Source organism: Micromonospora sp. MW-13, from assembly GCF_003434305.1.
In the GTDB taxonomy this organism is placed as follows: Bacteria; Actinomycetota; Actinomycetes; order Mycobacteriales; family Micromonosporaceae; genus Micromonospora.
Genome location: NZ_QKKX01000130.1, coordinates 1 through 348, shown reverse-complemented (window position 1 = coordinate 348; position 348 = coordinate 1). Strand labels below are relative to the sequence as shown.

Below are 348 nucleotides of genomic sequence, written 5' to 3'. Positions count from 1 at the left end.
GGCGACGGAGCCCCGGGAATGGCCGGGGGTGGACCGTCCGCGTCGGGCGGGGGTGTCGTCGTTCGGCATCTCCGGAACGAACGCGCACGTGATCCTGGAACAGCCGGGGTCGGATTCCGGGGTGGAGTCTGTCCCGGGGGTGGAGTCTGTCGTCGGGGTGCCGGTGCCGTGGGTGGTGTCGGGGCGTTCGGAGCGGGCGTTGGTGGGTCAGGCGGCGCGGTTGGCGGCGTTCGCGCGGGGCCGGTCCGATGTGTCGGCGGTGGACGTGTCGTGGTCGTTGGTGTCGTCGCGGGCGGCGTTGGAGCACCGGGCGGTGGTGTGGGGCTCGCGCGTGGACGATCTCGTTGT

1 protein-coding gene is annotated in these 348 nt (G+C 73.0%); it reads left to right on the top strand.

From position 1 onward, the window contains the following. Positions 1-52 precede the first annotated feature (52 nt). The coding region (locus C5N14_RS31540; RefSeq protein ID WP_305792091.1) for a ketoacyl-synthetase C-terminal extension domain-containing protein at positions 53-348 on the top strand (296 nt) is incomplete at its 3' end.